17 protein-coding genes are annotated in these 18,032 nt (G+C 38.0%); 11 read left to right on the plus strand and 6 right to left on the minus strand.

Annotated elements, in window-relative coordinates:
• Positions 1–191: 191 nt before the first annotated feature.
• The 3 genes from A3EE_RS0115080 (at position 192) to A3EE_RS0115090 (ending at position 2,533) form a co-directional block, all read left to right on the plus strand.
• Positions 192–542 carry a type II toxin-antitoxin system RelE/ParE family toxin gene (locus tag A3EE_RS0115080; RefSeq protein ID WP_018344274.1) on the plus strand — a complete coding sequence of 117 codons (351 nt, stop codon included), beginning with the start codon at positions 192–194 and terminating at the stop codon, positions 540–542.
• A complete protein-coding gene (locus tag A3EE_RS0115085; RefSeq protein WP_018344275.1) occupies positions 529–828 on the plus strand; it encodes a helix-turn-helix domain-containing protein in 300 nt (99 codons plus the stop codon). The genes A3EE_RS0115080 and A3EE_RS0115085 overlap by 14 nt, the downstream gene beginning before the upstream one ends.
• Positions 829–1,171: 343 nt before the next feature.
• Positions 1,172–2,533, plus strand: coding sequence for an SBBP repeat-containing protein (locus A3EE_RS0115090; RefSeq protein ID WP_018344276.1), 1,362 nt, complete (start codon positions 1,172–1,174; stop codon positions 2,531–2,533).
• Positions 2,534–2,804: 271 nt separating this feature from the next.
• Here A3EE_RS0115090 and A3EE_RS0115095 read toward each other — a convergent pair whose 3' ends face one another.
• Positions 2,805–3,185: a hypothetical protein gene (locus A3EE_RS0115095; protein WP_018344277.1), complete on the minus strand. Its 381-nt coding sequence runs from the start codon at positions 3,183–3,185 to the stop codon at positions 2,805–2,807.
• Positions 3,186–3,243: 58 nt separating this feature from the next.
• Here A3EE_RS0115095 and A3EE_RS0115100 point away from each other — a divergent pair, with 58 nt between their 5' ends.
• The 3 genes from A3EE_RS0115100 (at position 3,244) to A3EE_RS0115110 (ending at position 6,781) form a co-directional block, all read left to right on the plus strand.
• Positions 3,244–4,524: a UDP-N-acetylmuramoyl-tripeptide--D-alanyl-D-alanine ligase gene (locus tag A3EE_RS0115100; protein WP_018344278.1), complete on the plus strand. Its 1,281-nt coding sequence runs from the start codon at positions 3,244–3,246 to the stop codon at positions 4,522–4,524.
• Positions 4,525–4,653: 129 nt separating this feature from the next.
• Entirely contained in the window at positions 4,654–5,100 is a 447-nt protein-coding gene (locus tag A3EE_RS0115105; RefSeq protein ID WP_018344279.1) for a heme-binding domain-containing protein, read from the plus strand.
• A 43-nt stretch (positions 5,101–5,143) separates the two neighbouring features.
• Positions 5,144–6,781 carry a hypothetical protein gene (locus A3EE_RS0115110; RefSeq protein ID WP_018344280.1) on the plus strand — a complete coding sequence of 546 codons (1,638 nt, stop codon included), beginning with the start codon at positions 5,144–5,146 and terminating at the stop codon, positions 6,779–6,781.
• A gap of 115 nt (positions 6,782–6,896) precedes the next feature.
• On the opposite strand, the gene A3EE_RS0115115 is transcribed toward A3EE_RS0115110, so the two are convergent.
• The 5 genes from A3EE_RS0115115 to A3EE_RS0115135 all read right to left on the minus strand — a co-directional run bounded on the left by A3EE_RS0115115 (position 6,897) and on the right by A3EE_RS0115135 (position 11,012).
• On the minus strand, positions 6,897–7,784 hold the full coding sequence (locus A3EE_RS0115115; protein WP_018344281.1) for a helix-turn-helix domain-containing protein: 888 nt from the start codon (positions 7,782–7,784) through the stop codon (positions 6,897–6,899).
• Positions 7,785–7,789: 5 nt separating this feature from the next.
• Entirely contained in the window at positions 7,790–9,403 is a 1,614-nt protein-coding gene (gene pruA / locus A3EE_RS0115120; protein ID WP_018344282.1) for an L-glutamate gamma-semialdehyde dehydrogenase, read from the minus strand.
• Positions 9,404–9,421: 18 nt separating this feature from the next.
• Positions 9,422–10,117 carry a YjjG family noncanonical pyrimidine nucleotidase gene (locus tag A3EE_RS0115125; protein ID WP_018344283.1) on the minus strand — a complete coding sequence of 232 codons (696 nt, stop codon included), beginning with the start codon at positions 10,115–10,117 and terminating at the stop codon, positions 9,422–9,424.
• A 2-nt stretch (positions 10,118–10,119) separates the two neighbouring features.
• Positions 10,120–10,425, minus strand: coding sequence for a (2Fe-2S) ferredoxin domain-containing protein (locus A3EE_RS0115130; RefSeq protein ID WP_018344284.1), 306 nt, complete (start codon positions 10,423–10,425; stop codon positions 10,120–10,122).
• 185 nt (positions 10,426–10,610) lie between these two features.
• On the minus strand, positions 10,611–11,012 hold the full coding sequence (locus A3EE_RS0115135) for an ArsR/SmtB family transcription factor (RefSeq protein ID WP_018344285.1): 402 nt from the start codon (positions 11,010–11,012) through the stop codon (positions 10,611–10,613).
• 9 nt (positions 11,013–11,021) lie between these two features.
• On the opposite strand from A3EE_RS0115135, the gene A3EE_RS0115140 reads away from it, so the two are divergent.
• The 5 genes from A3EE_RS0115140 to A3EE_RS21490 form a co-directional block, all read left to right on the plus strand.
• Positions 11,022–11,816: a carboxypeptidase-like regulatory domain-containing protein gene (locus A3EE_RS0115140; RefSeq protein ID WP_245553850.1), complete on the plus strand. Its 795-nt coding sequence runs from the start codon at positions 11,022–11,024 to the stop codon at positions 11,814–11,816.
• Positions 11,809–12,327 (plus strand): hypothetical protein, encoded by a 519-nt coding sequence (locus A3EE_RS0115145; protein ID WP_018344287.1) that lies wholly within the window; start codon positions 11,809–11,811, stop codon positions 12,325–12,327. The genes A3EE_RS0115140 and A3EE_RS0115145 overlap by 8 nt, the downstream gene beginning before the upstream one ends.
• A 401-nt stretch (positions 12,328–12,728) precedes the next feature.
• Positions 12,729–13,928 carry an aminotransferase-like domain-containing protein gene (locus tag A3EE_RS0115150; RefSeq protein ID WP_018344288.1) on the plus strand — a complete coding sequence of 400 codons (1,200 nt, stop codon included), beginning with the start codon at positions 12,729–12,731 and terminating at the stop codon, positions 13,926–13,928.
• Positions 13,929–14,246: 318 nt separating this feature from the next.
• Positions 14,247–14,969 (plus strand): hypothetical protein, encoded by a 723-nt coding sequence (locus A3EE_RS0115155; RefSeq protein ID WP_018344289.1) that lies wholly within the window; start codon positions 14,247–14,249, stop codon positions 14,967–14,969.
• A gap of 325 nt (positions 14,970–15,294) precedes the next feature.
• A partial coding sequence (locus A3EE_RS21490; RefSeq protein ID WP_157447049.1) for a glycoside hydrolase family 9 protein occupies positions 15,295–18,032 on the plus strand: 2,738 nt, incomplete at its 3' end.

An 18,032-nucleotide genomic window follows, 5' to 3' on the forward strand; every position in this document is an offset into this window, starting at 1 on the left:
TTTGAATCCAGCTCTTCCGGATTTGTAATCCGGAAGCCAGATAATGTGGATTTAAAATCCATTTTATAATACATACTCACTCAATAAAATGGCTTATTTACTAGATTACCTAGGCTATTTTAATGCCTTTTTTGAACCAATTACTAATTTTTAAAGTTGTACTATAGTGAAACTTTTTATATATTTGAAACGTGGGAGAAAGTCGTAAAATTCGCACAATTATATTCTATAAAGACTATTTTTCAGAATTCTTTGTTAAGCAAAAAAGTAAAGTAAAAGATAAAATTATCTGGACGCTTGAATTGATTGAAGAACTACATCGGGTTCCGGAAAGCTATCTAAAGCACATGGAAAATACGGATGGCTTATATGAGATTCGTATTCAACAAGGAAGTGATATATATAGAATATTCTGTTTTTTTGACCAGGGAAAATTAGTTGTACTGGCCAATGGTTTTCAAAAGAAAACGCAAAAGACGCCGAAGCAAGAAATTGAAAAGGCATTAAAAATTAAGGAGGAATATTTCAATGAAAAAAAGTAACACAAAAACCTTAGAGCAGTTCAAAGAGCAACATTACGGAAAAAAAGGAACTGTAAAACGTGATACACTTGATGCAGGGTATGAGACCTTTCGGATTGGGGCATTGATTCAGGAAGCAAGAATTGAAAAGGGTATGACCCAAGAAGAACTTGCAATAAAATGCGGTACTACTAAATCATATATTTCGCGCATTGAAAACAATATAAAAGAAGTCCGAATCTCTACCTTACAAAAAATTGTTGAGCTTGGTTTTGGAGGCAAACTTCAGCTGTCTATAAAGCTTTAATACAGTTTTTCTATTTTAAAAATTAAAAAACTCTACACCATACTTTTACTGCTGCCAGTCTTAGCGCAGCGGTGACTGGTGTCCATCATTCGGCAGTCTTTGACTGCATTTATAATTAACTTCACAATACAATTAAATGCTACTCAGAGACTAGAAAATAAAAGGTAAGAGTCCCCGCTTCGCTAAGATTAACGCCAGATAATTTTTTTATAATTAATAAGCTCGGCTGAATTTTTAATGGATCAATATTAATTCAAAATATTGTATTTGAATATTGTAAAGAGTATATTACAATGCTCAAAATTTTTATCAAACCGTATAACCGTCTTTTTAATTTACCAGTATGAAAAAACTTTTATTAAACTATGTAATCCTTGCATGCATTCTGTTTGCTCATGCAGTTCATGCTCAAAACTGGACACAATTGGGCACAGGAACGAATCGTCTCAAAACAGATTTTATCTTATGTGTAAGTTCCGATTCGAGTGGTAATGTATATGCCGTAGAAGATCGGGATGCATTTGACACAAGATCTTGTGTCATGAAATGGAACGGCACAAGCTGGTCTCAGCTTGGTGACCTTGTCGGGCGTATGGGCGACATTGGAGCTCTTTCTACAGATAAAGACGGCAATGTATACGCAACAGGTGCTTTGAAGAATTCAGAGGACTATTATTATGTAACTAAATGGAACGGTACTTCATGGTCCGAAGTCGGCGGCTTGAGTGCTTTAAAAGCAAATGATCTTATTGAACATTTGGTTGCGGATGATGCCGGAAACATCTATGTTACTGGTCGCTTTAGAGATCAAAACAATAAACACTATGTTGCTAAATGGGACGGTACATCCTGGACAAAATTAGGAGACTTGAATTCGGATGGAGCAATCTCAGCAATGACGGTTGATAGAACAGGGAATATCTATGTTGCAGGAGAAACGACAAGTCAGGTAAATTCAAGCCGTAATGTTTTTAAATGGAATGGAACAACATGGAGCGAGATTGGTAGTTCTTCGAATGCAACTGTGTTTAATTCCGACACGTATTTTACATCCATTGGTGTTACACCTACAGGAGAAATATATGTAGGAACTATAGTACAAGGTACATTTGATAATAATAATATTGTTAAATGGAATGGTACAACATGGAGTAAAGTACCTGTTGTTTCAACCAATGGTGATGAACCATCATTAGTTCATGTAGATTATTATGGAAATGTGTATAGTTCTTATAGCGTAAATAATACAATAACACATACAGAATCAGTTAATATTATTAAACTAGAAGGTACAACCTGGAATCAATTAGGAAGCCTGAATGCAAATAATGAAGTGAGCGTAATGTACAGCGATAAAAAAGGTAGTTTGTTTGTAACCGGTTATTTCAGTGATGAGAATTCCAGCAGATATGTTTCGGAGCTAACAAATGCTTCGTCGATCGCTACATCTACTATTTCCGGTACATATGCTGCGAACAATATAAAAATATACCCCAATCCTGCGCAGGACATTGTTACAATAGATGTGCCGGCAGACTTGATCGGCACAACGTATTCTGTATATGATTCAAGAGCAATTTTGTGCGCTTCAGGTACTTTAACAGAAGGATCAAGTACACTCGCTATTGAAAAGTTAACAGCAGGACTTTATTTTATTCAATTGGGAGATTTGTCTGCAAATGCATTTAAGTTAGTGATCAAGTAATCACTTTTATTCAAGATTAATCTGAAACAGGCTGCCGCCCCTATTACTATGGGGCGGCAGCCTGTTTCATTTAGTGCAGAATCTTTATCACCTGGCGCCAGTCTGAGCGCAGCGGGGACTGGTGTTCATCATTCGGCAGTCTTTGACTGCAAATTTATATTACTAGTCAGAGACTAGAAAATAAAAGGCACCAGTCACCACTGCGCTCTAGCCTAGCGCCAGAGAACTTCAGAACTAAAGTGAAAAAGGAAGCTTTTGAATTTGTTATTTGTTATTTGGAATTTGCTAAAGCCACTGCTTCTTCCTCCGTCGCCACTACCTGATACTCCGCAAAGGCCCGCACGTATTTTTCAATCCCGGAATGTTTGCCCTGAAGTGTAACTAAAACAGGCGACTTCTTCTGTAAAACATCCTGTAAAAAACGCAGCATACTTCCGGTAGAAGCCTCCGGGTCGAGGCTGTGTATGTGCAGTACAAGCGGCTCGGACGACTGCAGTACCCATTTCAGAATCTGCTGATATAGATATACTTCGGAGTGATTGTCTGCCTCCATGATCTCAACATCCGGACGTGATTTTTGAACGGCTGTGATCCAGTTCGATTGATTGAAGGAAGGGGTATCAGGACTTAGCGTCAATTGAAGAAATAACATACACAGTTTTTGAAATCTTTAAGTAATATCTGTTATTTTTGGTAAAATACAATAGAATATGGAGTTAGCATTTTTGTATGAAAGCTTTTTAGAAAGCCGTTCCGTTACCACAGATACAAGAAAAGTAAAAGCAGGCGATCTGTTTTTTGCATTGAAAGGTCCGACCTTTAACGGCAATACCTTTGCAGAAAAAGCCCTTGAAATGGGTGCATCTTATGTGATCGTAGATGAAGCAGATGTTGTAAAAGACGATCGTTATGTATTGGTAGACGATGTATTGACAACCTTACAGCAACTCGCTAACCTGCACCGCAGAACACTCGGCATTCCGATCCTTGCCATTACAGGTTCTAATGGAAAGACGACGACCAAAGAGTTAGTAAATGCGGTGATGAGCAAAAAATATAAAACGTATGCCACCGTCGGTAATCTCAATAACCACATCGGTATTCCCTTGACTTTATTGGCAATGGATGAAAGCATCGAGTTTGGTATTGTTGAAATGGGAGCGAATCATCAGAAAGAGATCGCTTCGTATTGCAGTTTTGCTGAACCGAATTATGGTTTGATCAACAATGTCGGCAAGGCACACCTGGAAGGCTTTGGCGGATTTGAAGGCGTGAAAAAAGGCAAAGGTGAATTGTATCAATATTTACTTGAAACCAACGGCATTGCATTCATCAATTCCAGAAATGAAGATCTGATGGGCATGTCTCCTTTTGAATCTCCTGTTTTATATGGCCGCAGCAGTGATTTCTACAATGCGAAATTTTTGAAAAGCGATCCGTTCGTAACATTTATTGCAGGCAATGAAGAACTGGTTGAAACAAAACTGATCGGTGATTATAATTTTGATAACATCTTAGCAGCGTTGTGTATCGGTAAATATTTTGGTGTGCCTTCAATCGCTGCAAATAAAGCCATTGAAGAATACGATCCGACGAACAACCGTTCGCAGATCATGAAGACAGAGAAGAACGAACTGATTCTTGATTCATACAATGCAAATCCAACTTCCATGCGCGCAGCAATTGAAAATTTTGCTTCGCTACAAAAAGCAAACAAAGTACTTATTCTGGGAGATATGTATGAATTGGGCGAAGAAAGTGAGCAGGAACATGCAACCATCGGTGCCTTGTTAAATCTGTTGACAGATACCAAAGTGATTTTGATCGGTAAATACATGCATGCTGCACACAAAGAATGTGCTTCTGCACAACATTATGAAACCAAAGATGCAGCCGTGGAATATTTTAAAGAACATCCGATCGCGGAGAGTACTATACTGTTGAAAGGCTCAAGAGGGATGGGGCTGGAGACATTAGTACCGCTGTTTTAAGGAATTATAAATTATGAGTTATGAATTCATAATTGGAATTTGAACATTTGATCGTAAAAAAAAATAACATCATTCGTCCGGCCACTTTATTGTGTCCGACGAATTCTCACTAGTTAAAATTAATTACTCATGAAGAAAAAAATACTTATCGGCTTACTGGTACTCCTTGTTGTAATACAATTCATTCGGGTTGATAAAACAAATCCACCGGTTGATGTAACGCAGGATTTTATCACAATCACAAAACCACCTGTTGAAATTGTTTCCTTATTAAAGACGGCTTGCTACGATTGTCATTCAAACGAAACAAACTATCCATGGTATTTCAATGTTGCACCATTTTCCTGGTGGGCGAAAGATCATGTGAATGATGGTCGCAAACATTTGAACTATTCCATCTGGGCTACCTACAACAAAGAAAGGCAAACGCACAAGCTGGATGAAATGTATGGTGAAGTGGAAGAAGATCAAATGCCTTTATCTTCTTATGAACTTATGCATAATGAAGCTGAATTGACAACAGAACAAAGAATTACATTGGTGAATTGGCTACGAACACTTGATGTTGTGGAATAATCCATACTGAATCAAACGATCTCTTTTTAAAATCAGGAATGGAATGCAATTAAATAATACCAATACGCTTGTAAATAATTTTCTTTGGCCAATCATTCTATTTGTATTTGGGATGAGTATGGTGATCTATCAAACGCTGGGTTTTGATTTATCTGTAATGCCGGGAGATTTAGGTGATGGTAGATTTAATAGTTACATCCTCGAGCATGGTTATCAGTATTTGATTCAGGATAATCTCCCATATTGGAATGCGCCATTTTTCTTTCCTGAAAAAGATGTGATTTCGTATTCTGATAATTTGTTTGGAGCATTGCCTATTTATGTGTTGTGCCGGTTTTGGACAGATAGAGAAACAGCTTTTCAATTATGGTATTTAATATTGATCGGTCTTAATTTCTGGGGAAGTTATTATGCAATCCGAAAACTGAATTTTTCTGTGTATGCATCTTCAGTAGGCGCATTCATCTATACATTCTCATTGATCATTGCGATACAGACGGCCCATATCCAAATGCTGCCAAGGTTTACGGCGCCGTTCGCAATCGTTAGTTTTTATTTATGGCTGCATCAAAAGAACAATAATTATTTTTATATAGCTATCTTTTTATTAGCGTATCAATATTACTGCGGTGTTTATCTAGGATATTTTTTGTTATACATATATATTATAATCGCAGCGATCTATTTCGTAAAAGAACAAAAGGTGGATGTGTTACTACAGCTAGTAAATACAAAATCAGCTGCTATTCGCACAACGATTGTTCTGTTTGGTGCTCTATGTTTAATGGCTATTTTCTTTTATCCCTATTACCTTCGTTCACTTGATGGAGGCGGCTATCCGTCCTTTAGTGACATAAAATATTATTCCCCTAGATTGTGGAGCTATTTTTATGTTCATGAACGTTCAGTACTCTGGGGCTGGTCGTCTGTATTCATTGATAGTGCCTTTAACCTGAGTGGTAACGGCAGTGATAAAAGTTGTATTTTTATAGGGGCTTTGCCATATGTCTTTCTTGTTGCAGCATATGTTATGTACAGAAGAGATGGACTATTGAAATTTTTCCTGATAGCTCTACTTGCCATTTTTCTCTTTACACTTATCTTCTTCGATATAAGTTTATATGCGTTTATCATTTATCTTATTCCTGGAGCAAGAGCAATACGGGCAGTTTCAAGATTTATTACCATAGCAATATTTCTGTGGAGTATCATCGCTGCTTTTTTTCTGGATCGTTTTTTATCAAACCTGAATACGTATAAGATCGTTTTAATTTTCGCATTGCCGTTGTTGTTGGTGTTGGATAATATGTATTTGACTAAACCTATTCCTGCCTTAAAAAGCAATTTTCAAAAGCGAAGCCGGATGGTTGTTGAGAAATATGAAAAATTGAAACATACCAATCCAGGTGCAAAGGCCTTCGCCTTGAATCTTTCAAATACAGCAGTAGATGATCATAAATACAATAAAAGACGGGTACACTTCCATTTAGATGCAATGATGGCATCGTTGGTAATTGGCCTGCCATGCGTAAACGGATATTCGGCTAAAACACCGCCCGATTATCTGGAATATTTTCTTAGTCCGAATAAAAAAAATCTTGATGCCTGGCTGCAGTCGGATCGTGTTCGAATTACTGTGAAAGAAAAGTATAAACAGGAAGATATTTTGATATTGGAGTAAGAATTATGAATTATGAATTATGAATTATGAATTATGAATTATGAATTATGAATTATGAATTATGAATTATTCTAATTGAGGGGTTTTTTATTTTTTTATTTATAATTTATAACTCTTAATTTATAATTCCCTTTCTATAATCACTTGGAGATACTCCAGTGATCTTTTTAAAATATTTTGAAAAATAAGATTGGTCTGCAAAATTCAATTGAAACGCAATTTCCTGAACGGTGTATTGTGTATGCGTTAGCAGACGTTTAATTTCCAATACCATTCGGTCGTTAATAAAATCCGTAGGTGTACGGCCGGTAAACTCTTTTACGGTTTCGCTCAAATGATTTGCTGTCACCTTCAAGGCGTCAGCATATTCTTTAACACCAATATTCTCTGTGCATTTTTCTTCGATCAATTGTTTGAAGCGCTTAATGAGGATATGTCCTTTTTTTAACTGCGTGCCTTCGGGTTGCGGATACAAACGTTTGCAGCAGATCAAGATCAGATCCAGTAATGCATGTGTTGCTTCTTTACTGTCAATGGCATTCGTATTCACTTCGATCAATGTTCTTTTAAATAACGCAATCAGTTCCTCTATAGAGTCTTCATGCTGAAGGTATAAAGGTGGATTGTTGTATTTCAATGAATAGAAAAAAGGGAATTCAAATAGTTTATAGGGATCGGATTTATTGGATAAATAAAAAGCAGAACTGAATAAAAAAATATACCCGTTTATATCTTCTGAAAATTCGATCTCGTGGATTTGTCCGGGTGAAAGAAAAAAAACCGTATTGGGTTTTATCTTGTATTCCTGTAAGTCAATGGTATATGTACCTGTGCCGTGTGTCACAAAAAGAATTTCATAGAAATCATCGTGCCTGTGTGGGTACGCAACTTTGAAGTCTCTGTCTTTATTAAAGATCTCAACATTGTATAAAGTCTCCGCGTTCGTCTTTTTTGAAAACGTATCAATGGAATATACAGGAATATGTTGAAGTTCTTTTTTCATTCAAATCATTTCATGAAATCGTATCTGTAATCGTGCGGCGGTGTGAAATTTTCTTTGATCACCTGCGGACTCACCCAACGCAATAAGTTCAGAATGGAGCCGGCCTTATCGTTGGTACCCGATAAACGTGCACCGCCAAAAGGTTGCTGATCTACTACAGCACCCGTAGGTTTGTCATTGATGTAAAAATTTCCGGCGCTGTAATACAGTGCTTTTTTTACTTCTTCGATTACCGCAGCACTTTTTGCAAAGATGCTTCCGGTTAATGCATACGAAGTTGTTGTGTCAACCAATTGCAATACCTGATTCCATTCTTTGTCTTCGTAGATATATATAGTAAGCACCGGACCGAAGATCTCTTCCTTCATGGTTTTATAAGAAGGATTTTTAGTAACGATGATGGTTGGGTCAATAAAATATCCAATTGATTTATTGTAGCTGCCGCCTGCTAGGATGGTTGCATCTGAATCAGCTTTTGCTGCATCGATGTATGAAGTGATTTTATCAAATGCTTTTTCATCGATCACCGCATTTACAAAATTAGAAAAGTCTTCTACCGAACCGGTTTTTATTTCCTGCAGCATGGCAACAATACGTTGCTCTACTTCAGGCCAGATGCTCTTGGGTATATATGCTCTTGAAGCTGCAGAACATTTTTGTCCCTGATATTCAAATGCGCCGCGCACCAAGGCAACAGATAAGGCCTGTATATCACAGTCTGCATGTGCCAGTACAAAATCTTTTCCGCCTGTTTCACCAACAATGCGTGGGAAGTTCTGATAGAGGTCGATGTTTTGATAAATCGTTTTTGAAATGTGTTTGAATACCGCTGTGCTACCAGTAAAGTGAAGGCCTGCAAAATAACGGTGCTGAAAGATGATGTCACCTGTTGTTGGTCCGTCTGTATAAATTAAATTGATCACGCCATTTGGCAGACCTGCTTCCATCAGAACTTTCATAATGATACGAGCCGAATAGATCTGCGTGTAAGCCGGTTTCCAAACTACGGTATTGCCCATCAATGCGGGAGCAGATGGGAGGTTGCCTGCAATCGCTGTAAAGTTGAAAGGCGTTAATGCAAATACAAATCCTTCCAGCGGACGATAGACCATCTGATTGTGAACGCCCTCAGGTGAGTGCGGCTGAATCGCTTCGATCTCATGCGCAAACTTTACATTCAATCGAAAGAAGTCGATCAGTTCACAGGCAGAATCGATCTCTGCCTGATATACATTTTTAGATTGCCCCAACATGGTTGCGGCATTGATCTCCGAACGATACGTGGTAGAGATCAGATCAGCTGCTTTTAAAAAAATAGCTGCACGTTCTTTCAATGATTTGGAAGCCCAATTATGTTTGGCGTGTAAGGCTGCTGAAATGGCTTCCGATACGTGAATACTTTTTCCTTCACAGAAATACCCAAGTGTATGAGCATGTTCGTGTGGAGGAGCTATGCGGAGTTGAGTATCTGTAAATACTTCTTTCCCATTGATGATCATGGGTATGATCATTTCAGTGGATTTCAGTTCAGTTATTTTTTTCTGAATGGAAATACGTTCTGCTGAGCCGGGTGCATAATGTGCCAGCGGTTCGTTTCTATATACAGACTTGTTTATCATGTGTCGAAGAATTAAAAATTACAATATGTTTTTCAATTCAATCAGATCATGGATCTCAAATTGAATGTCTTCGCTGTGTTCTTTTTTGTGCGGATTGTAAAACACATTTCCGAAGCCCATTTTTTTTGCGCCCAATACATCTGCATACAGATCATCACCAATCATAATACTTTTGTCGGCGCTGCTGTTTGTAGTTGAGAGTGCGTACTCAAAAATCTGAGGTTCGGGTTTTTTATATCCGGTGTGATCTGCATGGATCAGGGTTTCAAAATACGATTCCAAACCCGAGTGTTTCATTTTAATATGTTGTGTTTCAGAAAAACCATTCGTAATTATATGCAGATTATAGTTCTTTGTTTTCAGATAGTCCAATATTTCAAAGGTATTGGGATGTACGTGTGGTTTGGTTGGACATAATTCTATAAAATGGGTATCCATTCGTACAGGTACTTTATGTTCTTCAACTCCAAGTAATTTGAATGTTCGGGGAAAACGTTCTGTTCGTAATTCTTCTTTTGTAATCTTATTGTGGTGATAACCTTCCCACATAGAGTCATTGATGTAGCGATATGTTTTTTCAAAATCAGGTACACTAAAACCAAATTGTTCCAGCTCATAAATCTGATACAATTCTTTTAACGTCTCTGCACAATTTTGTGTGAAGTCCCAAAGTGTATGATCCAGATCAAAGAAAACCGTTTTATAGTTTTGCATACTTATACATTAATTTTTAAGCGTTCAACCGGAACATTGTTTACCAGATGATTTTCTACAATTTCAACTACATCCGTTAATTCAACTTTGCCGTAGAAAATACCTTCGGGATAAACAACAAGAGCAGGCCCATGTGCACATACGTCAATACATCCAGCGCGTTGCGCGCGGATCTCAACAGCCAGTTTTCGTTCTTTGATCTCTTTTTTAAATGCTTCAACCAAAGCCATGCCGCGCTTTTCTCCACAGCATTCTCTTCCATCCGGACGTTCATTGGTGCAAATGAAAACATGCTTTTTAAATTTCATAATGCTATATATTTTATTGAATGTAATCTGGCGCCAGTCTTCAGACTCGTGCCTATCATTTCGTAGTCTTTGACTACATGATTATTAAGCAAACGCAGTCAAAGACTGCCAAATACCGGACACGAGTCCCGCTCCGCTAAGACTCGCGCCAGAAGTAAACTTGGGGCATCGCCCCAGGAATAGACTTACAAATCCGGCACTTTATATATTTTTTTCCGGATATGTAGCTTACGTATAGCTAACTCGTTGTTGGCATAAAGGGTTCTGTATTCAAGAATATCTTTATACAGCTGAGGTTCTTTTCCGAATAATTTGAATAATAGTTTGATTATATCAACGTACGTTTCGTTGATATAATAATATACCCATTGGTCTAATTTTTTGTATTTCAACAAACCAATCCCTTTTAATACACTCAGGTGGCGGGATGTTTTTGTTTGTGTATAATCTAAAATCAGTTCCAGGTCGGAGATACACATTTCATCGTTCACTAAAATTAAATTTAGTATCCGGATCCGCGATTCGTCGCTGAAGGCTTTCAGAATTTCTGAACCTTTTTGAATATCAACTGTTTTTAATCGTATCATGTATATTCGTTGAAGCAAATATACCTAAATGCTTCGTGGTATATACCTATTTTGAACAATAAATCGGCACAAATGCTGTTCTTAAGTAGTAATGATGCAGGTTATTTTTTAACTTGTAAGGCTAATTGTACTACATATTTGAAAAATCATTCAATCATAGGGTTTATAGCATGCATCTTTTTAATGATGCTTTGCGGAGTCGCTCAGGCACAAAGTCCAAGAAAAATCGTTCAATTTTCGGGGTTAATTGTTTCAGGCGATAGTGCTTTTGGTACTCCTGGTGTATATGTATATGTACCTAAGGAAGGTCGCGGTACGGTATCTAACGCGATCGGTTATTTTTCTATGGCTGTATTGACAGGCGATAGTGTAGTAATTAAGTCTCTTGGTTATAAAGAAAAGTTTTTTATTGTTCCTTTTACACAAGAAGATAAGGTTTCGGTGATCATCGAAATTATGGAAGATACATTGTATTTGCCGATGATTGAAATTACTCCATGGCCTACAGAGCGCTTATTTAAAGAGGCTTTCCTGGCATTGAAGTTACCTGAACAGCATTTGATCAATATGAATAACAATTTGAACGATCAGGTATTGAAACGCATGATGTATAACATGGGTGCAGATGGTGCTGCCAATAGCCGTTATTATTTGCAGCAGCAAACCAGATCTGTAGAGAATCAATATTTTGCTCCGACCTTATCTCTCACCAACCCCTTCGCCTGGAAGAATTTTATTGATGGGGTCAAGCGGGGAGAGCTGAAAAAGACGTACCCAAATCAGGTTACTCCTGAGAATGAATAAATCCATTTCTCTTTTTTTATTCTGTTTAAGTATATGCTGTATCTGTGATAAAGCATATGCACAAATAGATTCTCTGCAGCAATCATCCGGAAGATTTAAACGCATAGCAGCAAAGACCGATTTATCAGCAGGGAAGATACGTGGATTTATGCTAGGCGATTCGATTGCTTATGTAATGCGCACAGAGAAAGCAATTTTAGAAGCTCAGGGCGATGATTTTTTATATTACCGCGTGTTGTGCGATTCCATTTTATCCGCAGAAATATCTTACACATTTGATGAAAAAGGTTTGTTAATCTCAACAACGATTGAATTTTTTGAATCCTGTAAACGTAAACCGTGGGGCTATTTGTCGGAAGAATTTTATATGTACCTGAAAACACAGTATAAAAATTGTACAGATAAAGAAGAAGGGTATTTTGAATGTATATCAGCAACGGGTATACATATTGAATTTCAAAAAGAACATCTTGAAATGTGCATTATACGCACGCAAATAGAGTTTTATTAATATGTGAAAAATATTTTCTCATGAATTTTGTAAAACTCAAAAAAAGATTTCTACCTTTGAAATATGAACACAACATGCACATATACTCTACCAGTCCTTTCAGCAGTCGCGAAACACGCGGTTAAGCGGGCTATATAGGTATATTTGTTAACTCCATATATCGAAAAGTCCCGCTAAAAAGTGGGACTTTTTTATTTTATACCATTTATAATTGAATCATGAATTTAGCATACACACATCCGTCGAAATGTTCAGTCGCACTTCTTGCAGTCGCGGTGAAGGCAGTCTATGTTCGAGTCTGGGTGGTATGATCTATTGGATACATGAATGTATCTTTTGAAAGACCTCCCGAAAAACGGGAGGTCTTTTTTTTATTTGTCACCATTTAAATACACACATATATGAAAACGAAAATGAACACAACAGAAAAAATGTTTGCAGAACGTGTAAATCACGTACCTCAATCTTTTATTCGAGAAATATTAAAAGTAGCGTCAAACCCCGCCATTACTTCGTTTGCAGGTGGCTTACCAAATCCTGCATTCTTTCCGGTGAAAGAATTAGAACAATGTGCAACGCAGGTATTTCAGCAGCAGGGAATGCAGGCCTTACAGTATACGGCAACCGAGGGATATTATCCTTTGCGGGAATTTATTTCTCATCGATATCGACAGCGGTATGGCATAGACATACCACCCGAGCAGATATTGATCACCAATGGCTCACAACAGGCATTGGATCTGATCGGTAAAATATTTATCAATCCAGGAGATCAGGTATTGATGGAACGTCCCACGTATTTAGGTGCCTTACAGTGCCTGTCTATGTTTCAGCCGAAATTTCAGGAAGTAACATTGAATGCAGATGATGTAGATGATCTGGAAGAACAGTTGTGGTCCAATGCGATCAAATTGTTTTACTGCATCCCAAACTTTCAGAATCCAACAGGCATCCGGTATAGTGCAGAAGTTCGGGAGCAGGCAATGCAGGTATTGAATCGCTACAATACCATTGTTGTAGAAGACGATCCATACGGAGATATATTCTTTGATGAAGAAGAGTTGATGCCCTTGTATAGTTATGCACCTGAAAAAACAATTTTACTTGGTTCATTCTCTAAAAGCATTGCACCCGGATTGCGTCTGGGATGGATGGTTGCAAGCGAAGAGATCATTCGCAAAGCTACTATTATGAAACAAGCATCCGATTTACATTCCGGAAACTTGACGCAGCATATCCTATATCGCTTTTTAACAGCGTATTCATTGGATGCGCACATTAAAAAGATTCAGGATACGTATCGGTTCCAGCGGGATACCATGATGAGTTGTCTGAAACAATACTTTCCTTCAACCATTGAATATACACATCCGCAGGGAGGTATGTTTGCCTGGGTTACATTGCCTGAAGAAATTACTGCGCGTGAATTGTTGGATAAAGCAATCGAACAAAACATCATCTTCGTTCCCGGGGATGCATTTTATGCAAGCGATCCGGATACGCAAACGTTGCGCTTGAATTATTCAAATGTAGAAGAGGCGGTAATGCGTAAAGCCATGAATACACTTGGCGGCATGGTTGCAGGATTGGTAGAAGTCTAAGCGTATTTTATTTTTTGTAGTTATGAGAAATAGAATACTTTTCATTGCCCGCTTCTCGAGAGAAGCGGGCATACGATGGCTTGTGCTTTTTGGTGAAATTCGACTCCGTTATAGATCCTGGATGACTAAAGGTTGGGAAAATTTTTATAAGATGATTGAACATCATAAAAGATAACGATATACATATCTTATATGAAATTTTTAACATGTGCTGCTTGCATCCCTGTAAGCAGCACATGTTGTTATAGCTAAATAATGTAAAGAAATTTTAGAAGTATAAATAAATTGTATCTTGTATCGAAATAGTTTCTATTGATTATGATAAAAAATATTCTGTGTGCTCTGATCTTTTTGTATGCTTTGTCTGTTCAAGCAGAACGTATTATTGAAAGAAAAGAATATACCATTGTGATTTCTTCAGATACACTTTATCCATATGAATATTATGTGCTATATGTTGATCTGAAAGATAATCAGAATGCAGACGTCAGAAAAAATGGCACAGTGGTTCCGATCGATAATAATAACAAAGCACAGCTGCGATTCAAGGTTGCACCTGGAATGTTTGATAAAGATGGAAATTCACATCAATCGATGACATTGGCAATTAAAATAGACAAAAAAATCGTGGTAGAAGAAATTCCTTATATTATAAAAAGAAAGCCAATCAAAGAATATTCAATGGAAGATTCCATTCGTCATTTTTTATCTAAAGATGAAGCCTATAAAAAAATCGAACTCTACGAAAATGTTTATGTATACGATGAATTTATACAATATTTAAAAAACACGCTTTCTATCGACACGCATGTAGGACAACTTTCATTAGCAATTATTATTAATTCGGAAGGTAAAGTAGTTCGTTATGATTTTATACAGAATACCTATGTAGATATTACCAAAGAACAATTTGATAAAGCCATACACTCTTTTCGTGTAGGCAGAAGTATGATGAGTAGGAGTGGATTTAAATTTGGTATAGAAGCATTTACGTTTCAAGGGTATTTAGATAAAGTATTTTATGAACATTATCTATTCTAATAAATAAAATTGCAATAATACTATTATAGTCATAATCGCTTTAACATAGATGAGTGATTCTGGAATTTTTTTAATAAAAGAGTAAGGTATCAGAGAGTATCTTTTTTTCTGCTTACGACTTCTGTATTTACTGTTTCTATAATTCAACTTTCTGTATTTAAAGTCTTCTTTTTGAACATTCAGAATGAATATTCAGGCTTTTAACTAATTTTTGATTATATTTAAATAGTTATATTATTTATTTATATAGTAATATAATAAAAGCATTCTCTCCTTACTCCTCAATCGAATTCATTGAAAATCTTTCCCCGAAAAAGTTTAATACATGAAAAAAATAAAACACAAAAATCAGAACATTACTGCATTGAAATATGGTATGAATGCATTTTCAATAAGGATGTTCAAAACAATCTTTTTTTTATGTCTGATGATTTCAGCATTGCGCATTCAGGCGCAGATCAATTACAACATCCGTTTAAATCAGATCGGTTTTTATCCAAACTTAGAGAAGATTGCAATTGTTGCAGGCAATCCTGCAGCAGGTAGTTTTTCTGTACAATCACTGGATCATGCAACAACTTATTTTACGGGAACTTTGGGAGCTTCAGCAACCTGGTCCTTTTCTAGCGAAACGGTGAGGTCAGCAGATTTTACTGCATTTACAACGGAAGGTACCTATGTATTGTATGTGCCGGGTGTTGGTTACTCGCCTCCGTTTTCTATCAATGCAGATGTATTCAATATTCTTTCCAAAACAGTATTAAAAGGATTTTATTATAAGCGTGCATCGACTGCGATTACTGCTGCTTATGGCGGTATGTATGCGCGTGCTGCTGGTCACCCAGATACACAGGTAATGATTCACTCATCGGCCGCAAGTCCGGGAAGACCTGCCAACACAGTGGTGTCGTCTCCTAAAGGCTGGTACGATGCGGGCGACTATGGTTGTTATGTTGTGAATTCAGGAATATCTACGTTTACATTAATGTCTTCGTATGAACATTTTCAAGCGTACTACGATACACTTCCTTTGAATATACCTGAAAGCGGAAATGGTACGCCGGATATTTTGAATGAAGTAAAATGGAATCTGGATTGGATGCTGACCATGCAGGATCCGTATGATGGAGGTGTCTATCATAAAAAAACAACTGCTGCATTTGATCCGTTTGAAATGCCTGCAGATGATCAGGCACAGCGCTATCTGATTGGTAAAGGTACTGCAGCAACATTTGATTTTGCAGCCGTAATGGCTGTTGCATACAGAGTCTATCTTCCATACAATCCAACGTTTGCCAATCAATGTTTGACTGCTGCTAAAAGTGCATACACATGGGGCATTGCAAATCCTTCAAAAGCATTTACCAATCCATCGGGTATATCCACCGGAGAATATGGAGACGGCAACTTAGGGGATGAAAAGGAGTGGGCGGCAACTGAATTGTATATTTCAACAAAAGACAATTCCTATTATCCAAATAGTTTCAAAAATACCACAACTTATGGTGTGCCCAGCTGGCCTACTGTGAATACGCTTGGTTTGATGTCGCTGGTGCATCACAGAAAAAATCTGACAGCACTTGGATACGCGGATACAACAAACATTAAAAATAAATTGTTTGCTATTGCCAATCCGATTCGTACGCACAAGACAAGTTCTTCTGCCTACAAGACGGGGATGGGCACAAACGGGAATGCAGATTTTGTTTGGGGAAGCAATTCAACTGCATTGAACCAAGGGATGATCTGTATGGCAGCATACCTGGCAACGAATGATATTACGTATGGAAACACAGCAATCTCCGAACTGGATTATGTTTTGGGTCGCAATGCAACAACCTATTGTTTTGTATCCGGACTTGGCAGCAAGCCGGTAATGAATCCGCACGATCGTATCTCCGGTTCAGACGGTATTACTAATCCAGTTCCGGGATGGATCGCAGGCGGTCCTTGTACAGATGCCAGAAACGATTGTGGTGCTGCTTTATATCCTTCTGCAAACAAAGCGATGTCTTATTTAGATCAGCAATGCAGTTACTCAACCAATGAGATCGCGATCAACTGGAATGCACCGCTGGTGTTTGTTGGTGTTGCCATGCAATATCTGAATCGCACCGACCTGAATCCGGAGATACAGGTTCTGAATAATACAACCGTTCTATCTTCGAATAACAGTCCGGCATTGTCGGCAGGCTCTGCACTTGTTGGTACTGCAGCAAACACACTTACTATCACGATAAAAAATACAGGTGCAGTTCCATTGATCATTACATCTATTACAGGTGATGCACTATTTGCGGTCGGCACATTGAGCCCTGCCAGTCCGATCGCTGCAGGCGCTTCGTCTACCTTTACCATCACAGGTACACCAACTGCTGCCGGTGTAAATACAGGTAAAGTACTTATTAAAACAAATGATCAGACTACTAAAACGTTTACGTTAAACCTTTCTGTGACTGGTACAGCTCCTGCAATCGCTGTGAGTCAGGGAGCAACAGCGTATACAAGTAATGGAACAGCGTATGCGTTTCCTGCAACGGTACAAGGAAGTCAAAGTACAGCTGTTGTATTCACTATAAAAAATACAGGCACCGCAACACTTACTCTTGGTGCGTTATCTATAACAGGTCCGTTTCAATTAACAGATCCTTCAACCACTTCAATAGCGGCCGGTGTTTCAACAACCTTCTCTGTAGTATTTGCACCAACAGCAACCGGTGCGTTTACAGGTACAGTAACGCTTCCGAATAATGCAGCAGGTTCTCCTTTTATATTGAATCTTTCCGGAACAGGTACAGCTCCTGTAATTGCTGTGAGTCAGGGAGCAACAGCGTATACAAGTAATGGAACAGCGTATGCGTTTCCTGCAACTCTACAAGGAAGTCAAAGTACAGCTGTTGTATTCACTATAAAAAATACCGGCACCGCAACACTTACTCTTGGCACAGCAGCAATCACTGGTCCGTTTCAATTAACAGCGCCTGCTTCAACTTCGATAGCAGCCGGTGCTTCAACAACGTTCTCTGTAGTATTTGCACCAACAGCAGCCGGTGCGTTTACAGG

Origin of the sequence: Cytophaga aurantiaca DSM 3654 (assembly GCF_000379725.1) — a bacterium.
Taxonomy (GTDB): Bacteria; Bacteroidota; Bacteroidia; order Cytophagales; family Cytophagaceae; genus Cytophaga; species Cytophaga aurantiaca.